Source organism: Enterobacter sp. BWH52 (assembly GCF_001037565.1).
Taxonomy (GTDB): Bacteria; Pseudomonadota; Gammaproteobacteria; order Enterobacterales; family Enterobacteriaceae; genus Enterobacter; species Enterobacter hormaechei_C.
This window is the reverse complement of record NZ_KQ089854.1, coordinates 160,389-183,065: the sequence shown is the minus strand read 5'-3', so window position 1 is coordinate 183,065 and position 22,677 is coordinate 160,389. Positions and strand designations below refer to the sequence as shown.

The 22,677-nt window shown below is 54.3% G+C and carries 20 protein-coding genes, 1 tRNA gene and 1 pseudogene; 8 read left to right on the top strand and 14 right to left on the bottom strand.

Annotated features, from left to right (window positions below):
• The 3 genes from SK47_RS00900 to SK47_RS00890 all read left to right on the top strand — a co-directional run bounded on the left by SK47_RS00900 (position 1) and on the right by SK47_RS00890 (position 2,096).
• Complete coding sequence (locus tag SK47_RS00900) at positions 1 to 480, top strand: hypothetical protein (RefSeq protein WP_017693981.1); 480 nt, start codon at positions 1 to 3, stop codon at positions 478 to 480.
• A 353-nt stretch (positions 481 to 833) separates the two neighbouring features.
• On the top strand, positions 834 to 1,604 hold the full coding sequence (locus tag SK47_RS00895) for a GlxA family transcriptional regulator (RefSeq protein WP_263740538.1): 771 nt from the start codon (positions 834 to 836) through the stop codon (positions 1,602 to 1,604).
• 48 nt (positions 1,605 to 1,652) lie between these two features.
• A complete protein-coding gene (locus SK47_RS00890; protein WP_045332974.1) occupies positions 1,653 to 2,096 on the top strand; it encodes a GNAT family N-acetyltransferase in 444 nt (147 codons plus the stop codon).
• A 32-nt stretch (positions 2,097 to 2,128) separates the two neighbouring features.
• On the opposite strand, the gene SK47_RS00885 is transcribed toward SK47_RS00890, so the two are convergent.
• The 5 genes and pseudogenes from SK47_RS00885 to SK47_RS00870 all read right to left on the bottom strand — a co-directional run bounded on the left by SK47_RS00885 (position 2,129) and on the right by SK47_RS00870 (position 4,576).
• On the bottom strand, positions 2,129 to 2,716 hold the full coding sequence (locus tag SK47_RS00885) for a hypothetical protein (protein ID WP_023295690.1): 588 nt from the start codon (positions 2,714 to 2,716) through the stop codon (positions 2,129 to 2,131).
• The gene (locus tag SK47_RS22775) at positions 2,713 to 3,078 is read right to left on the bottom strand and encodes a tlde1 domain-containing protein (protein WP_074173973.1); all 366 of its coding nucleotides are present in this window, start codon (positions 3,076 to 3,078) and stop codon (positions 2,713 to 2,715) included. The genes SK47_RS00885 and SK47_RS22775 overlap by 4 nt, the downstream gene beginning before the upstream one ends.
• Positions 3,079 to 3,087: 9 nt before the next feature.
• The gene (gene tssD, locus SK47_RS00880; RefSeq protein ID WP_048243339.1) at positions 3,088 to 3,573 is read right to left on the bottom strand and encodes a type VI secretion system tube protein TssD; all 486 of its coding nucleotides are present in this window, start codon (positions 3,571 to 3,573) and stop codon (positions 3,088 to 3,090) included.
• A 300-nt stretch (positions 3,574 to 3,873) separates the two neighbouring features.
• Positions 3,874 to 4,176 (bottom strand): annotated as a pseudogene (locus tag SK47_RS00875) (hydroxyacid dehydrogenase); the annotation flags it as partial.
• A 58-nt stretch (positions 4,177 to 4,234) separates the two neighbouring features.
• Positions 4,235 to 4,576 (bottom strand): SymE family type I addiction module toxin, encoded by a 342-nt coding sequence (locus tag SK47_RS00870; RefSeq protein ID WP_023302861.1) that lies wholly within the window; start codon positions 4,574 to 4,576, stop codon positions 4,235 to 4,237.
• 136 nt (positions 4,577 to 4,712) lie between these two features.
• On the opposite strand from SK47_RS00870, the gene SK47_RS22770 reads away from it, so the two are divergent.
• Positions 4,713 to 4,892: a toxin-antitoxin system HicB family antitoxin gene (locus SK47_RS22770; RefSeq protein WP_071785192.1), complete on the top strand. Its 180-nt coding sequence runs from the start codon at positions 4,713 to 4,715 to the stop codon at positions 4,890 to 4,892.
• Here SK47_RS22770 and SK47_RS00865 read toward each other — a convergent pair whose 3' ends face one another.
• Positions 4,893 to 5,471, bottom strand: a complete 579-nt coding sequence (locus SK47_RS00865) for a DUF2971 domain-containing protein (RefSeq protein ID WP_063869059.1) — start codon at positions 5,469 to 5,471, stop codon at positions 4,893 to 4,895.
• Between the two features lie 297 nt (positions 5,472 to 5,768).
• Positions 5,769 to 5,863, bottom strand: a tRNA-Sec gene (locus SK47_RS00860).
• A gap of 287 nt (positions 5,864 to 6,150) precedes the next feature.
• Between SK47_RS00860 and SK47_RS00855 the strand changes: the two genes are divergently transcribed.
• Both SK47_RS00855 and yicI read left to right on the top strand, forming a co-directional pair.
• Positions 6,151 to 7,542 carry a glycoside-pentoside-hexuronide family transporter gene (locus tag SK47_RS00855; protein WP_015570055.1) on the top strand — a complete coding sequence of 464 codons (1,392 nt, stop codon included), beginning with the start codon at positions 6,151 to 6,153 and terminating at the stop codon, positions 7,540 to 7,542.
• Positions 7,543 to 7,554: 12 nt separating this feature from the next.
• Positions 7,555 to 9,873 carry an alpha-xylosidase gene (gene yicI / locus SK47_RS00850; protein ID WP_048243337.1) on the top strand — a complete coding sequence of 773 codons (2,319 nt, stop codon included), beginning with the start codon at positions 7,555 to 7,557 and terminating at the stop codon, positions 9,871 to 9,873.
• An 84-nt stretch (positions 9,874 to 9,957) separates the two neighbouring features.
• Here yicI and SK47_RS00845 read toward each other — a convergent pair whose 3' ends face one another.
• Complete coding sequence (locus tag SK47_RS00845; protein WP_048243336.1) at positions 9,958 to 11,652, bottom strand: AsmA family protein; 1,695 nt, start codon at positions 11,650 to 11,652, stop codon at positions 9,958 to 9,960.
• 118 nt (positions 11,653 to 11,770) lie between these two features.
• The gene (gene xanP / locus SK47_RS00840) at positions 11,771 to 13,162 is read right to left on the bottom strand and encodes a xanthine/proton symporter XanP (RefSeq protein ID WP_003860925.1); all 1,392 of its coding nucleotides are present in this window, start codon (positions 13,160 to 13,162) and stop codon (positions 11,771 to 11,773) included.
• A gap of 225 nt (positions 13,163 to 13,387) precedes the next feature.
• Between xanP and gltS the strand changes: the two genes are divergently transcribed.
• Positions 13,388 to 14,590 carry a sodium/glutamate symporter gene (gltS, locus tag SK47_RS00835; protein ID WP_023315156.1) on the top strand — a complete coding sequence of 401 codons (1,203 nt, stop codon included), beginning with the start codon at positions 13,388 to 13,390 and terminating at the stop codon, positions 14,588 to 14,590.
• Between the two features lie 3 nt (positions 14,591 to 14,593).
• Here the strand turns inward: gltS and recG are convergent, their stop codons facing one another.
• The 5 genes from recG to gmk are packed head-to-tail and all read right to left on the bottom strand — an operon-like array spanning position 14,594 to position 20,460.
• A complete protein-coding gene (gene recG / locus SK47_RS00830; RefSeq protein WP_015570052.1) occupies positions 14,594 to 16,675 on the bottom strand; it encodes an ATP-dependent DNA helicase RecG in 2,082 nt (693 codons plus the stop codon).
• A gap of 3 nt (positions 16,676 to 16,678) precedes the next feature.
• The gene (gene trmH / locus SK47_RS00825; RefSeq protein WP_003860922.1) at positions 16,679 to 17,368 is read right to left on the bottom strand and encodes a tRNA (guanosine(18)-2'-O)-methyltransferase TrmH; all 690 of its coding nucleotides are present in this window, start codon (positions 17,366 to 17,368) and stop codon (positions 16,679 to 16,681) included.
• A gap of 4 nt (positions 17,369 to 17,372) precedes the next feature.
• Positions 17,373 to 19,487 (bottom strand): bifunctional GTP diphosphokinase/guanosine-3',5'-bis pyrophosphate 3'-pyrophosphohydrolase, encoded by a 2,115-nt coding sequence (spoT, locus tag SK47_RS00820; RefSeq protein ID WP_003860921.1) that lies wholly within the window; start codon positions 19,485 to 19,487, stop codon positions 17,373 to 17,375.
• A gap of 19 nt (positions 19,488 to 19,506) precedes the next feature.
• Positions 19,507 to 19,782 (bottom strand): DNA-directed RNA polymerase subunit omega, encoded by a 276-nt coding sequence (rpoZ, locus tag SK47_RS00815; RefSeq protein WP_000135058.1) that lies wholly within the window; start codon positions 19,780 to 19,782, stop codon positions 19,507 to 19,509.
• Positions 19,783 to 19,836: 54 nt separating this feature from the next.
• Positions 19,837 to 20,460 (bottom strand): guanylate kinase, encoded by a 624-nt coding sequence (gene gmk / locus SK47_RS00810; protein WP_006177710.1) that lies wholly within the window; start codon positions 20,458 to 20,460, stop codon positions 19,837 to 19,839.
• A 250-nt stretch (positions 20,461 to 20,710) separates the two neighbouring features.
• On the opposite strand from gmk, the gene ligB reads away from it, so the two are divergent.
• Positions 20,711 to 22,381, top strand: coding sequence for an NAD-dependent DNA ligase LigB (ligB, locus tag SK47_RS00805; protein WP_048243334.1), 1,671 nt, complete (start codon positions 20,711 to 20,713; stop codon positions 22,379 to 22,381).
• The last annotated feature ends 296 nt before the right edge of the window (positions 22,382 to 22,677 follow it).

Below are 22,677 nucleotides of genomic sequence, written 5' to 3'. Positions count from 1 at the left end.
ATGACTCGTTTTCGGCAGATGCTGTATATCATCGTGACGGGCCTCGTCACCGCAGGCGTGCTGACGGGCTATTACCTGTGGCACCGAACTTACGTTCAGCCTTTTTCATGCCAGGCTAATCTGGTCCAGCACCATCCGGATGAGACGCTGACGGTCTGGCTGAATTACACCTTCGACGGGAAATTCGGCACCCTGAGCATGAATGGCCGGGCAAAGAGCGATCCGGGTAAAACCATCGACAGGAAAATTTCCTTTCGGGTGGAGAGGCAAGATCATCTCTATTTGCTGACGTCAGAAAAAAATATGACGTTCCCGGACGATAATGTTGACGACAGCTGGCTGGAAAAATATGAACCGCAATTTTTTGTCTATCCGGGCAAGAGTATTTATATGCGGATCAATGAACAACATAATGGTAACTATATCTTTACCTTAGGAACATTACCGACATATGTGTGTCGTGGTTCAAAAAAAGAATGATATAAACGAGAAAAACATTATATTTTCCTCCCTTCTCATTTATGCTTGATTTAAAATATCAGGATTATCTTAGAAATATAAAGTGCGACAGATCATGTTGCGATAATGTCATTAATTTTAAATTTGGCAAGTAAATGAAAAGTGTATTTGACTCCTCCGATAGGGGGAAATCAGTACCGGAAAAGTGTCTGCATATTGGGTTGATATTATGGCCCCGTTATTCACTCCTGGCCGTCTCCGGATTGCTGGAGGCGCTGCGTTATGCAGCGAAAGCTCAGGATAAATTAGCATTTAAAATCAGCCTGATAAGTGAATTTCCTGATATCCCGATTATCAGCAATGCGGGGATTATCATGAGACCGGATTCCACCCATGCGCCGCCGGACAGTTTTAACTACCTTGCTGTTATCGGCGGTGAATTGCAGTATCTGGACTTAGGGTATCAGGGGGATAAAGCGTATCTGGCACATGCCCACCATGCCGGGGTTCCGCTCATTGGCATTGGCACCGGCAGTTTTGTCCTCGCACAGGAAGGATTGCTGAATGAACGACGAGCGTCCATCCATCCTTTCCACCTTGATGCATTTCGGCAGGCTTTCCCGCTGGTTTATGCTGAGCAAGGGTATGATTTCATCGACGATGGCGATGTGCTGACCTGCCCGGGCGGTATTTCCACCCTGACGCTGGCAACTGAGCTTATCCGCGCCCATGCCGGGGATGATATCGCCAGCACCACCTGTCAGCGTTTGTCGCTCGTTCCGCATGAAATTGCCACCCCACGTCCGGCGAATCTTGCGCTTATCCCTGACTCGCGGTTGCGCCGCGCCGTCATGCTGATTGAACAGTTCCTGACCCGGCCGCTCACCACCGCCGGGCTTGCGCGAGAAGTGGCATTGAGTGAACGCCAGCTCAACCGTCTGTTCCACGCAGAATTCGGCAAAACGGCCCGCGAATTTATCCGCAGCGCCAGGCTGCGCTATGCTTGCTGGCTGCTGAAGAACTCGCAGCAAAGCGTGACGGATATTGCGCAGCGGATGGGATTCAGCGACTGCGCGCACTTTATTCGTCATTTCCAGACGGAGTATGGTTGTACGCCTGGCGTGTGGCGCACGTCGCAGAGCTGAATATCATTACATTGCTGCCCTGAAACTTTACTCAACCGGAATATCACCATGAAAATAGAAGCCGCACACCCCTCGCAATTTGAACGCCTCGTCGCAGTCTGGGAGTCGTCAGTTCGCGCCACGCACCGCTTTTTGCAGGAAAGCGATATCGCGGCGCTGCGTCCGTTATTGCTCAACGCATATTTGCCTAATCTCAGGGTTGTGATTGCCCGGGATGACGTGGGTATTATTCACGGCTTTTTGGGCGTGGATAAAAATCGCATTGAAATGCTGTTTGTGGATGATGCGAGCCGGGGGAAGGGTATCGGGAAAATGCTGCTGCAATATGCCATTGCAGAATTCGGCGTAAATGAAGTGGATGTGAACGAGCAGAATCCGCAGGGGGTGGCGTTTTATCGTCATATGGGGTTTGAGCAGGTCGGGCGCTCGGCACTGGACGGGCAGGGGAATCCGTTTCCGCTGTTGCATATGCGGTTGAGTGGACAGGCTTAACGCCCTCTTCTGTAAAAGAGGGAGCCTGCAAGCTAGTTACTGGTTATTTGCCCGATAATTACGCCGCGCAATTTTTCGCCATCAAAGTAATAAGAGACGGTATTGTTCTGAACAAATCCATCCTGTACAGGTGTCTCCTGATAAAGCAGGATCTTTTTTCTGTTGCCGATTGCTTTTTTGCCGAACAATTCAACTAAATCCCCGTGAGTGGCATTTAACAATGGAACGCCAGAGACTGAGACACTGACTCGTTCCGTTGTATTCACACACTCTTTATGGATGCCATCCCTGGATATGGCTAGCGCAGTTAACAGCCCTGCACCCATTTCGTTATCTGAAATGAACCAATAATTGGTGCCATCGTCGTCATGAAGGCAGATCCAGTGCGCGGAGCTGTCTTTCTCCACGTATGTACTGAAAATCTGAGACAGATGAGTAACTTCCATCTGAACCGTTTTCTTGCCGATCGTGATGGTCGGGGAAAGGGGCACTATGGTTGAAATTTCCGTCAGCGAGCCGTCTTCATCGTAATACTGTGTTGCGAAGCCGGTCATTTCAGATGCTGAGACGTGCGAACTGACTGCAACGAGTAATGGCAATGAACAAATTAAACGCTTCATTTGACAATCAACACCGTATCGTTGCTTTTCCAGATGCTTCTTCTCGCACTCAAAGGAGCAATAATGCAGCCGTCTGAAGAGTCATCAGGGTGCAAACTGCTTTTGCCATGAATTTTAAATGAGTCTCTGCCACACATATCATTTGTCGAGTAGGGCGTGAGGCTGAGGGTATATTTTCCTGTGTGGGCAGAATTATGAGGGGAACCAATTGTGTATTTCCCTCGAGGTAGAGGCCCACTGTTTTTTACACATTCTTGAGATGGATCGTTTTTGTAACCACTTGCTCCTGCATAATCTGCATCGAACTGATAAACACCATCAAGATAAAATTTGTGCTCTTTTACATTATATTCCCAGGACATACTTTCTCCTTAAGCGCGTTCCTTCCAGGTATCAGAATGAATGATGTTTCCATCTATGTAATGCCATGTTATTTTTTCATATGTTAGATCTACATATTCACAATGTGTATAGCGTTCGCTTTGCGGTAGTTTAATGTCAAACATGAGTGGTTCAATTTGAACTACTCTTGCATTTTCTAAAGTTGTCTTAAAGTAAGCCTCTTCGAGCCCGTTATAGTTGATCCTGTAAAATATAAATTCTGCTCTTGTTAGTGTTTGTCCAGTGCTCAAGGCCTTGTATAGATATGAGGATGAGGAATCAATCTCTTTCATGAATGCATAGGTGCTACAAATACGTTTTGAAGTGATTTTTCCGGAGTGCTTATCAATAGGTTGTTCGATTGAGTGCATAAATTCAATAACTTCTATTGAGCCTTCGCGATCTTTTACATCGACAGAGCCTTTAATTCTCCGGCCTGCATCGTCCTCAAGCCATAAGTAAACAGGTATAGCCATCTCAATCTCCTTTTATAGACTGAGGGAAACTACGCTTCATTAAGATCTTAAATTGTGACTTACCATTCAAAATGGGAATGCTGAAGAACTTTGCCTGCTTAAAAAGAAAGTTATCGTTGCGAGATATATGTGGTATGAATTGATATCAAAAAAGTATAAAGTTGATTTATGGTTGTTCTTCCATTTTAAGAACAATAATGACATAAAAAATGTATCAAGTATCAAAATGGTGAATATCATTAAATAACGAACATGTACTGGAATTATCGCTTAGCCTGCTTTTCCCATTTTAATAAGCCGACGATAGCCGATGGTGAGAATAACGGGCAGGCTAAAATATTGAACGTTGTATACTTTACCATCGCTGGCAGTTGTTCGGTAAAACCGAACAACTGAATTTTCGACCAGTTCACCCTCATCAAAAATATTCTTGATATGCCCGCTGATCGTAGCTTTGGCTTTGCCGTATAACTCACAGATCGTGGCCTGTGAGAGCCACAACGTATCGCTTTCGAAGCGGCATTCAATGCGAACTTTTCCATCCTTGCTGGCAAACATGACAAACTCACCGGCTGGCGAATTTATTAATTCCTCATATGTCATGCTGCCTCCGCGTCATAAGGTTGATGCCTGTAAGCTCGTAGTATGACAGAAACAGCCGTTAAGCCAGATGGTTTGTATTTGATTTTGCGAGGCGCTTTCCAGCATGTGGAATTTGGATCGCTGCAAGCGCGTCCTCTATCTCAATAAGCTTTGCTTTCGTCCGTTTATAATCGTCCTGCAAACGCTGCTCCTGCTCGTTATACGCCACCAGAACGATGCATCCTTTCATGACCTTTACCGTGACCTGCTGCCCGGTATCAAACCCCGCCGCGCGCAGCCACTTGCCGGAAAGGATGATTTTCGGCGTAGATTTGTCGAAAACATTCGGGCGGTATCCCACAATTAACGAACGCTCGGTTCCGGATTGGTCGGTGTCTGGGGTAGAATGCGAATCAGCCATAATCAACTCCTTGATAGTTGGTGTGGTTAGCTCTCGTCCGGTGTTGCGAGCACTTGACGAGGGCGTTTCAATTTGAGGTTTTCGTATGATAAGGTACGTACCTCAGTGAAGATATCTTGCTCTTGTAGGTACGTACATGTCAACAGCTAAACGCGACCCTAATCAGTCAAAATCCGGAAAAGCACCAACTTTTCAGATTCGTATTACGCCGGAGTTGAAGGCGCAGTTTGAGGCTGCGGCGAAGGCTGAAGGGATGAGTTTGGGGAATTGGTTAAAAAATTTAGGTCGAAATGAATTAAATAGATTAAAAAAGTAGTTATAACGGGTCTAATACAATTTCAAATCTTGAATTTGATTTTTTAGCCTGTATAAAACTGATATGTTCATAGTCGGTTCGTGAACTTATTAACCTGAACATTTTAGTTTTAAAATGTTCTGAGGTATTGCAACCAAAAATTATTGTTTTGATAGCATCGGATGGTAGTTCATAGAGATCAAATTCTTTTTCACATACATTAATTGTTTTACCAGAATTGGCCTGTGGTAACAACATTCGCCATTCATGTTCATATTCCCAGTCTTTGCTTTTTATTAGGAAATGATTTATTTGATCGCCTGAGAATGGATCCAAGAATGGATATTCTTTCTGATATATGACTTTTCGTAAATAACCAAATTCACCTTTTTGGCCGCGACGTTGTGAGAAAAATGGATGATTGATATCAAACTCAATAATAAACCCACTGTGGGCCTGTGCGTAGTGTCCCCACATCAAAATATTCGTAGGGGTTTCTGTTAATGATAGAATTCTCGTTATTCCTATCAACTTTGAGTTAAAACTTTGCATTGTAGTATCTGCTGCTCTTATTATATTTTCTTTTTCTTTTTTATACATCGAGAGCATTGCTTTTTTTGCATCTTTAAGTATATTGCTGACAATTTCTTTAGGCAGTTTTTCAATCTGATTTAATAATTCAGCTGGAAATTCTTTAAGAAGGTCTACAGTGCTTAACGAATCGTATAAATTGGATTCAAAGCTACTAAAGTTAAAAGAAGTATTGAATTCAAATGGGTCGTTAAAATTTAAAGGGTTATTAAAACATATTAAGTTATTTTCAAGTATATCAGATTCTTTCTGAGGGAAGATATTTATACATGTTATTAACTCTGAAAGTAGATTTAGCTGTATTTTTGGCGGAAGATCACAGGAGTCGAACCTGCCCGGGAACGCTGGCGTCCCCAACTGGATTTGAAGTCCAGCCACCTCACCGGAGATGACGATCTTCCGCGCCTGCATTGCTACATGGAGGCGGGGCGCATTATAGCTACTTTCAGGCATTTACCACATACCCCACACCACTTTTTTCACCTCTCTTTTGACCTGAATCCCCCTGTTTCAGCTAATTCTTAAGAAAATCCTCAGGTTAGCATTTCGTGCTCATCAACTTTTATCCCGATCACAAAAAACAAGAAACGTAATCTCTTAACCAGAAAACGCAATACCCGCTCCTGAAACAATGGTTTAAAAAACGGTAACCGGTCTCAGCGCCCCCTACAGCGTGAAGGATAAAAATATGAGCGAAGTACTGTCAGTAAAAGAGAAGATTGGCTACGGCATGGGAGACGCCGCCAGCCACATTATTTTTGATAACGTCATGCTTTATATGATGTTTTTCTACACCGATATTTTTGGTATTCCCGCCGGGTTTGTCGGCACCATGTTCCTGCTGGCCCGCGCGCTGGATGCGATCTCCGACCCGTGCATGGGGCTGATTGCCGACCGCACCCGCAGCCGCTGGGGCAAGTTCCGTCCATGGATTTTGTTTGGCGCTATCCCGTTCGGCATCGTCTGCGTGCTGGCGTATACCACGCCGGACCTGAGCCTCAACGGCAAAATGGTTTACGCCGCCATCACCTACACGCTGCTGACCCTGCTCTATACCGTGGTCAACATCCCGTACTGCGCGCTGGGCGGCGTGATCACCAACGACCCGACGCAGCGTATCTCCCTCCAGTCCTGGCGCTTTGTGCTGGCGACGGCGGGCGGCATGCTCTCTACGGTGCTGATGATGCCGCTGGTGAACCTGATTGGCGGCGACGATAAAGCGTTCGGCTTCCAGGGCGGGATCGCCGTGCTGTCGGTGGTCGCGTTCCTGATGCTGGCGTTCTGCTTCTTCACCACCAAAGAGCGCATCCAGGTGCCACCGAGCACCACCTCCATGCGGGAAGATCTGCGCGACATCTGGCAAAACGACCAGTGGCGTATCGTCGGCGTGCTCACCATCCTCAACATCCTCGCCGTCTGCGTGCGCGGCGGCGCAATGATGTACTACTGCACCTGGATCATGGGCTCGCCGGAGGTGTTCGTCGCCTTCCTCACCACCTACTGCGTCGGTAACCTGATCGGCTCCGCGCTGGCGAAACCGCTCACCGACTGGAAGTGCAAGGTGAGCATCTTCTGGTGGACCAACGCCGCGCTGGCGGTGGTCAGCGTGGCGATGTTCTTCGTGCCGATGCATGCCACCGTGCTGATGTTCGGCTTCATCTTCGTTATCGGCGTGCTGCATCAGCTGGTGACGCCGATTCAGTGGGTCATGATGTCCGATACCGTCGACTACGGCGAATGGACTAACGGCAAACGTCTGACCGGCATCAGCTTTGCGGGCACGTTGTTCGTGCTGAAGCTCGGCCTGGCGCTGGGCGGGGCGATGATCGGCTGGATGCTGGCAGGCGGCGGCTACGACGCGGCGGCCAAAACCCAGAACAGCGCGACCATCAGTATCATTATCGGCCTGTTTACGCTGGCACCAGCGATCTGCTACGTGCTGAGCGCCATCATCGCCAAACGCTACTACACGCTGAAAACCCCCTTCCTGACCAAAATCCTGCGCGAGCTGGCGCAGGGTGCGCGCCGCAATCAGCAGGAGTTTGAAAACCTGCCGGTCAGTAAAGAATTGCAGAACTAAGAGGACGAAAGCATGAAAATCAGTGATGGAAACTGGCTTATTCAACCGGGCCTGAACGTGACGTATCCGGTTCAGGTGTTCGACGTGGAGCAGCAGGGCAATGACCTGGTGGTGTATGTCGCGCCGCGTGACGTGCGCGAACGCACCTGGCAGCTCGACACGTTGATGTTCACGGTGCGCCTGTTTGCCCCGCAGGAAGGGATTGTCGGGGTGCGCATTGAGCACTTCCAGGGCGCGCTGAATAAAGGCCCGCACTATCCGCTGAACGTTCTGAAAGACGTGAAGGTAGAGATTGAAAACAACGCCGAGTTTGCCGAGCTGAAAAGCGGCAGCGTCAGCGTGCGCGTCACCAAAGGCGAGTTCTGGGCGCTGGATTTCCTGCGCAACGGCCAGCGCATTACCGGCAGCCAGCTGAAAAACAACGGCTACGTACAGGACAGCAATACCGATCGCAACTATGTGTTTGAACGTCTGGATCTGGGCGTGGGGGAAACGGTCTACGGCCTGGGCGAGCGCTTCACCGCCCTGGTGCGCAACGGTCAGACGGTCGAGACCTGGAACCGCGACGGGGGCACCAGCACCGAGCAGTCCTACAAAAACATCCCGTTCTACCTGACCAACCGCGGCTACGGCGTGCTGGTGAATCACCCGGAAAACGTCTCGTTTGAAGTCGGCTCCGAGAAAGTGTCCAAAGTGCAGTTCAGCGTGGAAGGGGAATATCTCGAGTACTTTGTGATCGACGGCCCGACGCCGAAAGAAGTGCTGAACCGCTATACCCGCTTCACTGGCCGTCCGGCGCTGCCGCCTGCGTGGTCGTTCGGCCTGTGGCTGACCACCTCGTTCACCACCAACTACGACGAAGCCACGGTAAACAGCTTTATCGACGGCATGGCCGAGCGCGACCTGCCGCTGCACGTGTTCCACTTCGACTGCTTCTGGATGAAGGCCTTCCAGTGGTGCGATTTCGAGTGGGACCCGGTGACCTTCCCCGATCCGGAAGGGATGATCCGCCGCCTGAAAGAGAAAGGGCTGAAGGTCTGCGTGTGGATCAACCCGTATATCGGCCAGAAATCCCCGATCTTCCGGGAGCTGAAAGAGAAGGGCTATCTGCTCAAGCGCCCGGACGGCAGCGTGTGGCAGTGGGACAAATGGCAGCCGGGGCTGGCGATCTACGACTTCACCAACCCGGACGCGTGCCGGTGGTATGCGGACAAACTGAAAGGCCTGGTGGAGATCGGCGTCGACTGCTTCAAGACCGATTTCGGCGAGCGTATCCCGACGGACGTCCAGTGGTTTGACGGGTCCGATCCGCAGAAGATGCACAACCATTACGCCTACATCTACAACGAACTGGTGTGGAACGTGCTGAAAGAGACGGTGGGAGAAGAAGAGGCGGTGCTGTTTGCCCGCTCCGCGTCCGTGGGGGCGCAACAGTTCCCGGTACACTGGGGCGGCGACTGCTACGCCAACTATGAATCGATGGCCGAAAGCCTGCGCGGCGGGCTGTCGATTGGCCTGTCCGGCTTCGGGTTCTGGAGCCACGATATCGGCGGGTTCGAAAACACCGCTCCGGCGCACGTCTACAAACGCTGGTGCGCGTTCGGGCTGTTCTCCAGCCACAGCCGCCTGCACGGCAGCAAATCCTACCGCGTGCCGTGGGCGTACGATGACGAGTCCTGCGATGTGGTGCGCCACTTCACGCAGCTGAAATGCCAGCTGATGCCGTACCTGTATCGTCAGGCGGCTCTGGCGCGTGAGTTCGGCACGCCGATGCTGCGGGCGATGATGCTGGAGTTCCCGGACGATCCGGCGTGTGACTATCTTGACCGTCAGTACATGCTGGGGGATTCAATGATGGTGGCGCCGGTGTTCTCCGAGGCGGGCGATGTGCAGTTTTACCTGCCGGAAGGGCGCTGGACGCACCTGTGGCACAACGACGAAATTCAGGGCAGCCGCTGGCATAAGCAGCAGCACGATTTCATGAGCCTGCCGGTCTATGTGCGCGACAACACGCTGCTGGCGCTCGGCAATAATAACCAGAAGCCGGACTATGCGTGGCATGAGGGGACAGCCTTCCAGCTCTTCAACCTGAGCGATGGCGCAACGGCGGTGAGTGAAGTGCCTGCGGCGGACGGTTCCGTGTTGTTTACGCTGAAGGCGTCACGTCAGGGCGACGTCGTGACCTTTACCGGCACGGGAGATGCGCAAAACTGGTCGGTGTGCTTGCGCAACGTGCAGAAGGTCGGCGGCGTAAAAGGCGGTTCACATGCGGGCAGCGAGTGGGGTGTGGTGGTGAAAGCCGAGGGGGATGAGGTGGTGGTTCACCTCTGAGCTGGAAAAATGCCCGGTGGCGCTTCGCTTACCGGGCCTACATGAGATCGTAGGCCGGGTAAGGCGAAGCCGCCACCCGGCTATTTACTGTGCCGGAGCCACCGTCGACACCACACCACCCGTCATCGTCTGTTGCACCTGCTGTTTATCCATATTCACCGCGCTCAGCTTCCCGTTCACCGTCGGCTTCAGCGGCGCATTCGCCTGCACGCTTCCGCTGGCGGTGAGCTGAATATTGCCGTCGCCCGCAATCGGCAGCGCTGGCCAGCCCCACTGCTGCAAAACGTTGAGTGGTACACCGCGCCCGTTCAGGCTCACGGTGGTTTGTCGCTGTGGCAGCTGTGACACGGTGGCGGTCGCTTCCAGGATCCCTTTCTCGGTAAAGGCGCTCAGGTCGGTAATATTTACCGTTGCGGCGTTGGCATTCAGCGCCAGCGACGGGCGACGCACGTCGACGCGGTTAAAGGTCGCTGCCGCCCCGTTGAGGGTTGCGTTACCGCCCCACACGCCCCACTTGTGATCCTGCGCCAGCCGCAAATTAGCGCCATAACCGTCGAGGGAGGTGATCTGCCACGGGAACGCCGGATCGATGTCGATCACCAGGTTGCGGCTCAGGCCGAATTTTTTCAGCGTCACGCTGTTCAGCCATGCCGGGAGCGGGTCCATCCACAGCGTTTTCCAGTTTTCCGGAAGCGTATATTCCAGCCCGGCAATCGCAACGTCGTCCAGCACCAGCGCCTGACCCTCGCGCAGCCAGTTGCCGGAGGTGCGCACCATGCCCCCTTCCCAGCGGGAGGTGAACTGACGCAGCGCAATGCCCTGCGGGGAGAATTCCGCGTTCAGGATAGGGTCAAACAGATGCAGCGAGCCGTAGATAAATTCGCTGGCGTTCATGGATAACCGTCCCTCCTGGCTTTGCCAGTCACCTTTACTCAGGGTGAGGTTACGCAGGCTGAGATCGAGGTCGGTTACCGCCCAGTCTGGCCCCTGTAGACGGGCATCGGTCACTTCCAGCCGGCCAATCTGTAACGAAGGCAGGGTGGAGAGAGGGGCGAAGAAATCCAGCAGCGATTTGTCGCTTTGCAGGCGGATCTCATTCAGACGCAGGGTGTTGATAACCCAGCCACCGTCGGCATTACGCAGAGCCGAGCCCGTAAGCGAGCCGCGCGCCATATCGGCACCGATGGTATTCAGCGCCACCTCTTTGCCGTTGAGTTGTCCCTGAATCAGCACGTTGTTGGCCGGTATGCCGTTGAGGGTGAGCGACCCGGCGCTCATCTGGATTTGCGCATTTTTCCCCAGTACGTTCCCCGCCTCGGGCTGCCACGGGCTGACGCCGCCGGTCACCTTTTGCGCACTGAGATCCCACTCCGTATTCGGGCTGTTAAAGGCCATGTTATTCAGTTGCAGACGGTCGGCCTGGAACGGCAGCGGCGCCGTCTGCGGCGATAAATTCAGCGTGCCATCGAACAGGGTGATGGCATCCATATGCAGCGGGTCGGTGATCTGGCGGCTGCTTAAGCCAATATCCACTTTTTTAGCGACCAGCGTGGCCGGTTTGCCATCTCGTCCGAAGGTAACGTTTTCCAGAAGGATGTGAGAAGGGGATGAAAAGCGGTGATCCATCAGGTCAAAGTTGAGCTCGTAATTGGTATTCACCGTGATCCAGCTGCTGACCTGCGATGCGCCCCAGCGGGTCTGGAGCAGAAAATAAAAGGCGAGCACTACAATGAGCAGGGCTACCAGAAGATAGATAAGCAGCTTTCCAATAAATTTCATGGTCTTCCCTCCCGCGAAACGCACATAAGGGTGTTATGCACGATTTATGCGCAATGCTCAAGGCGGGAATGGTGTAAAGAGATGTCACGGCAGGCATTGACAGCCTGCCGTGTGGGGATCAGTTCTTTTCAGGCGGGAAAATGAGATTCAGCACGATAGCGGTAATACCGCCCGCGGCGATGCCGGAAGAGAGCAGGTTTTTCACCCAGTCCGGGGCAAACTGCAAAATCATCGGCTGCTGGGAGACGCCAAGCCCTACGGCGAGAGACAGCGCAATAATCATGATTGCGCGGCGGTTCAGCGGCTCGCGGGAGACGATACGCACGCCGGAGGCCGCGATAGTACCGAACATGACCAGCGTCGCGCCGCCCAGCACCGGCTCGGGAATGTGCTGTACAAATCCGCTTACCGCCGGGAACAGGCCGAGGACCACCAGCATCAGCGCCACCACGAAGCCCACGTAGCGGCTGGCCACGCCGGTCAGCTGGATCACGCCGTTGTTCTGGCCGAAGCAGGAGTTCGGGAAGGTGTTGAACACCGCCGAGACAAACGAGTTCAGTCCGTTCGCCAGCACGCCGCCTTTAAGACGTTTCATGTACAGCGGGCCGGAGACCGGCTGCTCGGACACGTCGGAGGTGGCGGTGATATCGCCAATGGTTTCCAGCGAGGTAATCATAAAGACCAGCATCAGCGGCAGGAGCAGACTCCAGTCAATGCCCAGGCCATAGTAGAGCGGCGTTGGCACGGTAATCAACGCGCTGTTGGTTGGGGTGGTGTTCTCCGGGAGCATACCCAGCGCCCACGCCAGCAGGTAACCGGCCGCCATGGCGATCACCAGCGATGCCACGCGCAGGTACGGGTTACGCTGGCGGTTAAGCAGAATAATGATCGCCAGCACCACGCCTGCCAGCAGCAGGTTTTTCGGCGCGCCGAAGGTATGGTCGCTCATTGCCGCGTAGCCGCCCCCGATGGAGGTCAGACCCACCTGAATCAGCGACAGGCCGATAATCATCACCACCACGCCGGAGACCAGCGGGGTGATCACCCGGCGCGCCAGGTGCAGAACGCGGGAGATGAACATCTCTGTGCAGCTTGCCAGCATCAGGGTGCCGAAAAGCGCTGCCATCATCGTCGGGACATCTGCGCCGCCGGTTTTCAGTGCCGTACCGCCCATGATCAGCGGAGCCACAAAGTTAAAGCTGGTGCCCTGAATCGACAGCAAACCTGAACCCACCGGACCCCAGGCTTTAATTTGAATGATGGAGGCCACGCCGGAAGCGAACAGAGACATACTGATGATGTGTTGCGTATCCTGCGCCGGTAACCCTAGCGCCTGGCAAATCAGCAGAGCCGGCGTGATGACCGCAACGAACATCGCCAGCAGGTGCTGGCAGGCGGCAAACAGGGTTTGAGGCAGCGGGGGACGATCTTCAAGGCGGTAAATCAGTTCGCTGTTTTGCTTCTGCGCAATCGGTTGCGCATCAGCAGACTCCAGAGTGTTAACAGACATTGGCGGCAATCCCACGGTGGAAAAGCGGGCATTTTAGCTGACCACCTGGTAAAAGCAAACGATTGCCAGCAAAAAAAAGAGAGAAAATCTGCCGGTGTGAGCAGCTTTTCTACAACGAACAGCAAAAAAAAATTACACTTTTCGCGCCGGCGGCTCATGACGAGCATCACCCGGCCCAGGATAACGCCGCGTGTGTATGGAATACGCGCATAACAGGAGCCTTTTATGATTCATCTCGATACGTTGTCGACCCTTGTTGCCGCAACGCTGGTTCTTCTGCTTGGTCGCAAGCTGGTACACAGTGTTTCCTTTCTGAAAAAGTACACCATTCCTGAACCCGTCGCCGGTGGTTTGCTGGTGGCGCTGGCCCTGCTGATACTGAAAAAAAGCATGGGCTGGGAAATCGATTTTGATATGTCCCTGAAAGATCCGTTGATGCTGGCCTTCTTTGCCACTATCGGCCTGAACGCTAACCTCGCAAGCCTGCGTTCGGGTGGCAAGGTGCTGGGCGTGTTTCTGATTGTTGTGGTGGGCCTGCTTCTGATGCAAAACGCCATCGGCATCGGTATGGCGTCATTGCTGGGGCTGGATCCGCTGATGGGTCTGCTGGCGGGGTCGATTACCCTCTCAGGCGGCCACGGAACGGGCGCGGCGTGGAGCAAGCTGTTCATCGAACGCTATGGCTTTGAAAACGCAACGGAAGTGGCGATGGCCTGCGCGACCTTTGGCCTGGTGCTTGGCGGGCTGATTGGCGGCCCGGTGGCGCGCTATCTGGTGAAACACTCCACCACGCCGGAAGGCAGGCCAGACGATGAAATGGTGCCGACCGCGTTTGAAAAACCGGACGTTGGCCGCAGCATCACCTCGCTGGTGATGATTGAAACCATCGCCATGATTGCTATCTGCCTCACCGTGGGCAAAATCGTTGCGCAATGGCTGGCGGGAACGGCTTTCGAACTGCCAACCTTTGTCTGCGTGCTGTTTATCGGGGTGATCCTGAGCAACGGTCTGGCGCAGATGGGCTTCTACCGCGTCTTTGAGCGCGCAGTGTCCGTGCTGGGGAACGTCAGCCTGTCGCTGTTCCTGGCGATGGCGCTGATGAGCCTCAAGCTGTGGGAACTGGCCTCGCTGGCGCTGCCGATGGTGGCGATCCTGGCGGTACAGGCCGTGTTTATGGCGCTGTATGCCATCTTTGTTACCTGGCGCATGATGGGCAAAAACTATGATGCGGCGGTACTGGCAGCGGGTCACTGTGGGTTTGGACTGGGGGCAACGCCAACGGCCATCGCAAACATGCAGGCGATCACTGAACGGTTCGGTCCGTCGCACATGGCGTTTCTGGTGGTGCCGATGGTGGGGGCATTCTTCATTGATATCGTCAACGCGCTGGTCATTAAGCTCTACCTGATGCTGCCGATGTTTGGCTGATCGTCAGGCGTTGGAATACCGCTCGGTTTCCGGCATCCAGCGTTCAATTAACGCTGCCGCCTGTTCGGGGTAGCGTTCATGAATATGACGCGCAAGGCGTTGTACTTCGGGGATCATGGCCTGATCGCGCAACAAATCCGCCACTTTAAATTCGGCGTTACCCGTCTGACGCGTGCCCAGCAGTTCACCCGGGCCGCGGATCTCCAGATCTTTTTGCGCAATGACGAAGCCGTCATTGCTGTCGCGTAATACCTGCAAACGCATCTGCGCGGTTTTCGACAGCGGGGCTTTGTAGAGCAGCACGCAGTGAGAGGCGATCGCGCCACGCCCCACGCGGCCTCGTAGCTGGTGGAGCTGCGCCAGGCCCAGGCGCTCCGGGTTCTCAATAATCATCAGGCTGGAGTTCGGCACGTCCACGCCCACTTCGATAACCGTGGTCGCAACGAGTAAATGCAGTTCACCCTGTTTGAACGACTGCATCACCGCCTGCTTTTCGGCAGGCTTCATGCGCCCGTGAACCAGACCGACGTTCAGCTCCGGCAGGGCGAGCTTTAACTCTTCCCATGTGGCTTCGGCAGCCTGCGCTTCCAGCAGCTCAGACTCTTCAATCAGGGTACAGACCCAGTAAGCCTGACGTCCTTCGTGGGTGCAGGCGTTGCGCACGCGGTCAATGATGTCGCTGCGGCGCGTGTCCGGAATGGCGACCGTTGTCACCGGCGTACGACCCGGGGGGAGTTCGTCGATGGTGGAGGTATCCAGATCGGCATAGGCCGTCATCGCCAGGGTGCGCGGAATCGGCGTGGCGGTCATGATCAGCTGATGCGGGTGGAAGCCCTGTTGCAGACCTTTCTCCCACAGCGCCAGACGCTGATGAACACCAAAGCGGTGCTGTTCGTCGATAATCACCAGCGCCAGGCCGTTAAACTGCACCTGTTCCTGGAAAATGGCGTGCGTGCCGACAATCATCTGCACCTGCCCGCTGGCTATCGCCTCCTGCTGCGCAAGGCGCGCTTTGCCCTTCTGCTTCCCGGCCAGCCAGCCCACTTCAATTCCCAGCGGGGCAAACCAGTTACGGAAATTGTTGGCGTGCTGCTCTGCCAGCAGTTCCGTCGGTGCCATCAGCGCCACCTGCTTGCCGTGGGCGATAGCGCGCAAAGCGGCCAGTGCGGCGACCAGCGTTTTACCGGAACCCACATCGCCCTGCACCAGGCGCATCATCGGCACATCCAGCGCCATATCGCGTTCGATCTCGGCGGTCACCCGCGCCTGGGCGCCGGTGGGTTTAAACGGCAGTGAGGCCAGCAGCTTATCTTTGAGCTCATCACGCTGGCTTAATGGCTGCGCGTGGAAACGCTGCGCACCTGCGCGTAGGGCCAGCATGCTCAGGTTGTGAGCCAGTAATTCCTCAAGGATAAGACGCCGTTGGGCGGGGTGTTTACCGCTCTCTAAATCAACAAGCTGAAGCGTTGGCGGTGGACGGTGCAGGGTGCGTAACGCCTCCGGCAGGCTCATCATGCCCTGCGCCAGCTCCGGCGGCAGCAGCTCGTTAATGGCGCAGGTATCGAGCAGCTCCAGCGCCTGGTCGGTGAGCTTGCGCAGCGTAGCCTGCTTAATGCCTTCGGTGGTTGGATAGACCGGCGTGAGCGTCTCCTGTAGCTCAGGTGAGCTGAGATCGCCCTGCACGCGGTATTCCGGGTGGATCATCTCCGCGCCGTATTTGCCACGTTTCGCTTCGCCGTACGCAAGTACGCGTCGTCCAGTGGCAAGGCTGTTTTTCATTGCCGCATTGAAGTTGAAAAAGCGCATGGTAAGAATACCGGTGCCGTCGCTGATCTGGCAGGTCATCATCCTGCGTCCGCCAAAGGTGATGTTGCAGTTCAGCACTTCCCCTTCAACGGTGGCGTAAATAGCGGGCAGCAGATCGCCAATTTTATAAAGCTGAGTACGGTCTTCGTAACGCAGGGGGAGGTGGAGCAGGAGATCCTGCACGGTGTGCAGGCCAATCTTCGCCAGTTTACTGCTTTGTGCCGCGCCCACGCCCGTCAGGCTGTTGAGCGGTATGGCGTCCAGCAGGCGGCCTTTCATGATTTACCCTGCGTACTGCATGGTGGACCACCACTCGGCATCGGCTTCAATTTCGCCCTGCGCGTTGACGTGGGGGTAAGGCAATTTCTTCTGCTTCGCAACGCGAGCCAGAACCGGATAGCCACCTTCAAACAGCAGGCGCTGCTGCTCCTCTTCCGGCAGCATACTGTTGCTGCGCTCGTACATTCCGGCATTCTGACGCTGGCGCTGCGCTTCATACAGGATCAGCGCTGAGGCGACCGACACGTTGAGTGACTGGACCATGCCAATCATCGGAATGATGATGTCCCGATCGGCCAAATCCAGTGCTTCCTGCGTGATCCCCGTTTTCTCCTGGCCCATTAAAATACAGGTCGGACGGGTGTAGTCGATCTCACGGAAATCCACGGCTTTAGCAGAGAGGTTGGTTGCCAGAACCTGCATGCCACGCCCTTTCAGGTGCGAGACCGCTTCACCAATAGTCTGGTGAGTTTTCACGGATACCCAGCTGTTGCTGCCTGCGGCGGTGGAGGCCATGGTACGCATACGTGCGCCTGGCCAGACGGCGTGGACTTCATGCACGCCGACGGCATCTGCGGTGCGGACGATAGCAGAGACGTTATGAGGTTTATGGACCTGCTCCATGCAGACCGTCAGATCAGGCTGACGCCTGGCGAGCATTTCGCAGATTCGCTCGTAACGTTTTGAATTCATAATGCTAGTTTCGGTTACGGGTGACTTTAATGACATCCGGCATCACGCGGATCTTGCGCATAATATTGGCCAGATGCACGCGGTCACGGGCGGTCAGGCGAATAAAGGCGCTGTAAACGCGGCCATCTTTTTCTTCCGTATTCAGGCTTTGAATGTTGGACGAGGCCGTGTTAATCGCTGCCGTCAGGTTCGCCAGTGCACCCTGGTGGTTGAACATATCCACCTTGATTTCAGTGATAAATTCCTGCGCCGTCTCTTTATCCCACTCGACCGCCATGAACTTCTCAGGCTCTTTCTGATAGCCACGGATGTTACGGCAGGATTCGTGGTGGATCACCAGCCCTTTACCCGGGCTGACGTGCGCAATAATCGGGTCGCCCGGGATAGGACGGCAGCATTTGGCGAAGGTGATGAGCACACCGTCAGCGCCTTTGATCGGCAGGTGACCATGATTTTGCGTGGTGGCAGGAACGGCTGTCGTTTCACCTTGTTGCAGGTTCTTCGCCACGACCACGCTCATGGCGTTGCCGAGACCAATCTCTGCCAGCAGGTCATCCAGCGAGGCGAGCTTCATACGCTCCAGCTCATGCTGAATGTTTTCTGGCGGGATCTCTGCCAGTTTGCGGCTGCCACCCAGCGCGTGATTGAGCAGACGACGCCCCAGGCTAACGGAGTCGTCGCGCTTAAGGTTTTTCAGCAGCTGGCGGATTTTTGCGCGCGCTTTTGAGCTCACGACAAAGTTCAGCCAGGCGGCGTTAGGACGTGCCCCCGGCGCGGTAATGATCTCCACCGTCTGTCCGCTGAAGAGCGGCTGCGACAGCGGATAAGGCTGCCTGTCGACGCGGGCACCTACGCAGGCATGGCCGATATCGGTATGCACGGCGTAAGCGAAGTCGACCGGTGTCGCGCCCGCAGGCAGTTCGACAATGCGCCCTTCCGGCGTGAAAACGTAAATCTCATCCGGGAAGAGATCGGATTTAACGCTCTCGATAAATTCAAACGAGCTACCTGCGCTCTGTTGCAGCTCCAGCAGGCTCTGCATCCAGCGCTGGGCGCGGATTTGCGCGGTGGTGCTGCTTTCACCACCGTGCTCTTTATAGGCCCAGTGTGCCGCGACACCCATTTCCGCCATCTGATCCATGTCTTCGGTACGAATTTGCACCTCAACCGGAACGCCGTGCGGGCCAATCATCGAGGTGTGCAAAGACTGGTATCCGTTCGCTTTTGGAATGGCGATGTAATCTTTGACGCGCCCCGGGCGTGGCTTGTACAGGCTATGCATCTGCCCCAGCACGCGGTAGCAGGTGTCCGAGTCGTGGACGATCACGCGGAATGCGTAGATATCCATGATCGAGTGAAAACGCTGCTCTTTGAGCACCATTTTGCAGTAGATAGAGTACAAATGCTTTTCGCGACCGCTCACGCGGCACGGAATGCCCGCTTCCTGCAAACGCCCTTCGATTTCAGAGAGGATCTTTTGAATCATCTCTTTACGGTTACCGCGAGCGGCTTTCACCACCTCTTTAATCACGCGATAGCGGTTCGGGTACAACGCCTCAAAACCCAGCTCTTCCAGCTCGGTTTTAATGTGATGAATACCTAAACGGTGCGCCAGCGGACTGTAGATTTCGAGGGTTTCACGGGCGATGCGGCGACGTTTATCCGGGCGAAGTGAGCCCAGCGTGCGCATATTGTGGGTGCGGTCAGCGAGTTTGATTAGAATGACGCGGATATCCTGCACCATCGCCATGATCATCTTGCGGAAGTTTTCGGCCTGCGCCTCTTTCTTATCGCGGAATTTCAGCTTATCAAGCTTAGAGACCCCTTCCACCAGCTCGGCAACGCTTTTGCCAAACAGCTGTTCCATGTCCTGGTAGGTGGCAGGGGTATCTTCAATCACGTCATGCAGCAGGGCGGCCATCAGCGTTTCGTAGTCGAGTTTCATCTCGGCCAGAATACAGGCCACCGCTACCGGGTGCGTGATATAGGGTTCACCGCTTGAACGTGTCTGGCCCTCGTGAGCGTCACGTGCAACGAGATACGCCTGCTGAAGACGCTTAATCTGGTCTTCAGGCAGGTAGGTTTGAATCAGTTGATTCAGGCTTTCAAACAGATACAAGGGCGACCCGCAGGTTTAATTAACGACGACCTTCAGCAATAGCGGTAACAGCTTGTAATTCAGCGGCTTCCTGCTCTTGCTGCTCCTGGCGCTCACGCACGTCGAGGATCTGGTTGTTAATCAGACCTTCTTCGATTTCGCGAAGTGCAATAACGGTGGTTTTATCGTTTTCTTCCGGTACCAGCGGATCTTTACCGCCTACCTGCATCTGACGAGCGCGACGCGCGGCGACCAGCACCAGGTCAAAACGGTTACCAATTTTCTCTACAGCGTCCTGAACAGTTACGCGTGCCATACTTAAAATGCTCCACAGGTGAAGAAATGACTGGGCATGATACTGAAAGTGGGTTCAGTCTGCCAACAGTTTGGTGATTAATGCGTCATGTCGCTGCTTCTGGCGGCTCATACGCAGGCGTTCTGCGCGAAGGATAGTTTTGAGATCGCTCAGCGCGGCATCAAAATCATCATTCACAATAAGGTAATCATATTCCGCGTAATGGCTCATTTCTGCAACAGCCTGCGCCATACGCTTCGCGATAACTTCTTCGCTGTCCTGGCCGCGACCACGCAGGCGGCGATCCAGTTCATCTTTCGATGGCGGTAAAATAAAGATACTGCGCGAATCCGGCATTTTCTTACGAATTTGCTGCGCGCCCTGCCAGTCGATATCCAGGAACACGTTCACGCCGGTCGCCAGAACCTGCTCAATGGTTTCACGCGAAGTACCGTAGTAGTTACCGAATACTTCTGCGTGTTCAAGAAACGCGTCTCTGCCAATCATCGCTCTGAATTCGTCGTGATTCACAAAGAAATAGTGTTCACCGTGCACTTCACCCGGACGCGGTGCTCGCGTGGTGTGAGAAACAGAAACCTGTGTATCGTACAACGGTTGGGTTTTTAACAGTGCCTGAATAAGGCTGGATTTACCCGCGCCACTAGGGGCAGAAACAATATAAAGCGTGCCTTGAGCCATGAGAGTCTTTTGTATGTGTTAACGAAGAAGTCCTACATACGGGCTTATTATACACGTCGCCGCTGTGTGACGTAGCCTTTGTCACACTTTTTCCCCCGGATGATTAAATTTTGCGTGCCGTTTTCAGCTTTTACCTTCCTTTTGCTGCAACAAAAACAATGCGCTGAAGCGCGCTCGTAAAATGCATTTTTGCAGCTGGTCTGCGGCTCCCGGGCAGGGTATACCCTTCGCAAAACAGGGAGGGGTAATAATGGTGAAATGGATAAGCATACTGATGATCTTCTTAAGCAGCGGGGCGATGGCTATCTGCCCGGTCTGGTCACCGGCTAAAGCCGGGCAGGAGATCGCGGCCCTGAAGGCGCAGCTGACCCGCTGGAATGAAGATTACTGGAAGCAGGGCAGCAGCGAGGTGAGCGACGACGTTTACGACAGGCTTAACGGCCGCTTAAAACAGTGGCAGCGCTGTTTTCACGATGAGCCGCTGCACGACGATCGCCCTGCCGCCAGCGGGACGGTGAAGCATCCCTTCGCCCATACCGGCGTGCATAAAGTAGAAAGCAAGCAGGCGCTTAGCCGCTGGATGGCGACGCAGCAGGATCTCTGGGTACAGCCAAAGGTGGATGGTGTTGCGGTCACCCTGGTCTACAAAAACGGCAAGCTGGCGCAGGCGATCAGCCGGGGCGACGGCTTACAGGGGGAAGAGTGGACGGCACAGGCGCGAATGATCTCCGCTATTCCGCAAACGCTGGTCGGGCCGCTTGCCAACAGCGTGTTGCAGGGGGAACTTTTTCTGCTGCGCGAGGGGCATATCCAGCAACGGATGGGGGGGATGAACGCGCGTGCGAAGGTAGCGGGGGCGATGATGCGCGCGACCGATCGCGCAGCGCTGAAGCAGACAGGCATTTTTATCTGGGCCTGGCCGAACGGCCCAAAAGTGATGAAAGCACGCCTTTCCGCGCTGGCGGAGGCTGGTTTTACCCTGACGGCGCGCTATACCCTGCCGGTTAAAAACGCGGCTGACGTGGAAGCGCAGCGGACGGCCTGGTTTAAGGCTTCGTTGCCCTTCGCCACGGATGGCATCGTGGTCCGCGCCTCGGCAGAGCCGCCGGGCGAGGAGTGGCTGCCGGGGGAAGGAAGTTGGGTCGTCGCATGGAAATACCTTCCTGTGGCCCAGGTGACGGAAGTCAAAGCGATTCACTTTACCGTTGGCCGTACCGGGCGGATCACCGCGATTGCGCAGCTTGAGCCGCTGATGCTCGACGATAAACGCGTACAGCGCGTCAGCTTAGGGTCAGTTAACCGCTGGCAGAGGCTGGATATTGCCCCCGGCGATCAGGTGCTGGTAAGCCTGGCGGGACAAGGTATTCCCCGGCTGGATAACGTGGTGTGGCGCAATGTGGATCGCCGTAAACCACAGCCGCCCTCATCGCGCTATAACGGCTTAACCTGTTTCTATGCCTCCCCGGAGTGCATGGAGCAATTTTTTGCCCGGCTGACGTGGCTAAGTTCCAGGCAGGCGTTAGATATCGAAGGTATGGGCGAATCAGGATGGCGGACCCTCTATCAGGCGCATCGGTTTGAGCACCTCTTCTCCTGGCTACAGCTCACGCAGGCGCAGCTCACCGCGACGCCGGGGATATCGGCATCGCATGGCGCTGCGCTGTGGCATCAGTTTAACCTGGCGCGGGAGCGCCCTTTTATCCGCTGGATCACCGCGATGGGAATACCGCTGGCCCGGTCGACGCTCAAGGCGGCAGGGGATCGCACCTGGCAGGCGCTGATTCAGCGAAGCGAAGCGGAGTGGCGGCTGCTACCGGGTGTCGGGCAGGAGAAAGCCCGCCAGATCGTAAACTGGCTGCATCAGCCTCAGATTGATGCCCTGGCAAAGTGGCTGGCCGCAGAGCACATCGGTGGATTTTAATCTGCATGCGCTCCTGAACAGACTGGCGAGGGAGGAAAACATTTTCGCTGCCGTGAAATAGCGTATTTATGAGACGCGGTTTATATACGCAGTAATTATGAATATAAATGAATTATTCATGATAAATATATTTTGAGGAAATATTATTCCCGATCCTGATTTCAGGGTTTACTCTGCTTGTGTTTTTATTTTTCTCGAGAGGTTGGTTTAATTGATCTCAATCATTATTAATCGAGAACACTAGCCGGTAATGAAGGCGTTATAGGTGATGTAGTCTGTGTGCTTGACGTGGTTTT